Below are 1,478 nucleotides of genomic sequence, written 5' to 3'. Positions count from 1 at the left end.
TTGATTTCATTCATAAATTTGATCATAAATTCTTGGTTACGTTTGGTTAAACCTGCGTATAGGCCTTCGCGTTCGTCTTTGATGCGTTGGTGGGCTGCTTTTTCAGCCGCTTCACGTTCAGCTTGAATTTCAGCTCTCGATTTTTTCTCATTTCCTAATGCCATTGTTGGTCAAATCTCCTTTTGCCTGAATGATCTTAAACGTTAAATCTAAATAGTAAGATATCGCCGTCTTTCACAACGTAGTCCTTACCTTCAGAACGGTAGCGACCTGCTTCTTTGGCAGCTTTTTCACTACCATAAGTCAGTAAATCTTCATAAGATAAAGTTTCTGCACGGATAAAGCCTTTTTCAAAGTCTGAGTGAATGACACCCGCTGCTTGTGGGGCTTTCATGCCCTTCTTGAAGGTCCAAGCACGTACTTCTTGTTCACCGGCAGTAAAGTAAGTTTCAAGACCTAATAGAGTGTAAGCGCGTTGGATTAAACGATCTAATCCAGACACTTCCATCCCCAAGTCTTCCATGAACATTTCACGGTCTTCATCGTCCAATGATGCCAATTCTTCTTCGATTTGCGCTGAAACAATTACCACTTCAGCATCCTCTTCATTAGCAATGCCGCGTACGATTTCAACATAGTCATTCCCAGTTGCTGCATCATCCTCGCTTACGTTCGCTACGTATAAGATTGGTTTTGTTGTCAAAAGGAACATGCGGTCAATAAACGGCTGTTCTTCTTCAGTAAAAGTCACTGTTCGAGCTGATTTACCAGCTTCAAGCACTTCTTTTACCTTAGCTAAAGCGTTGGCTTCAACGATTGCATCATGGTCTTTTGATTTAGCCATTTTAACTGCTTTTTCGTAGCGTTTATTGACTGTTTCTAAGTCAGATAAGATTAACTCTAGGTTAATTGTTTCAATATCGTCAGCTGGATCTACTTTTCCAGAAACGTGGGTGATATTCCCATCTTCAAAGCAACGAACCACGTGGACAATCGCATCTACTTCACGAATGTTGGCTAAGAATTTATTTCCTAAACCTTCACCCTTGCTTGCCCCTTTAACAATTCCGGCAATATCCGTAAATTCAAAAGTTGTTGGGACAGTTTTCTTTGGTACGTAGAATTCAGTAAGTGTTTGTAGACGGCTATCTGGTACCTCTACAACTCCCACATTCGGGTCGATTGTTGCAAAGGGATAGTTTGCAGCTTCTACTTGAGATTTTGTGATTGCATTAAATAAGGTAGATTTTCCAACATTTGGTAATCCTACGATTCCGGCAGTTAAGGCCATTTCTTCACGCTACTTTCTTTATTAAGGATATTTTTTCTTTATTTCTATCATTTAAGTCATTTTGATGATTGAAAACTCGAACACATTAGACCAATATAGGCAAAACGGGTATTAACCCCTAGTTATTGTCTGCTGGTTTAATGATTTTCTTCATTTTCTTTTCAAATTCACGGCGTGGCATCATGAC

General features: G+C 39.8%; 1 protein-coding gene. It reads right to left on the bottom strand.

Annotated features, from left to right (window positions below; translation table 11 throughout):
• Nucleotides 1-196: 196 nt before the first annotated feature.
• Entirely contained in the window at nucleotides 197-1,291 is a 1,095-nt protein-coding gene (ychF, locus tag ACRCJ0_RS13905) for a redox-regulated ATPase YchF (RefSeq protein WP_059134986.1), read from the bottom strand.
• Between the last annotated feature and the right edge of the window lie 187 nt (nucleotides 1,292-1,478).

The sequence above is a fragment of the Aerococcus sp. L_32 genome (genome assembly GCF_050689315.1).
This window is presented reverse-complemented; position numbering and strand designations above follow the sequence as displayed.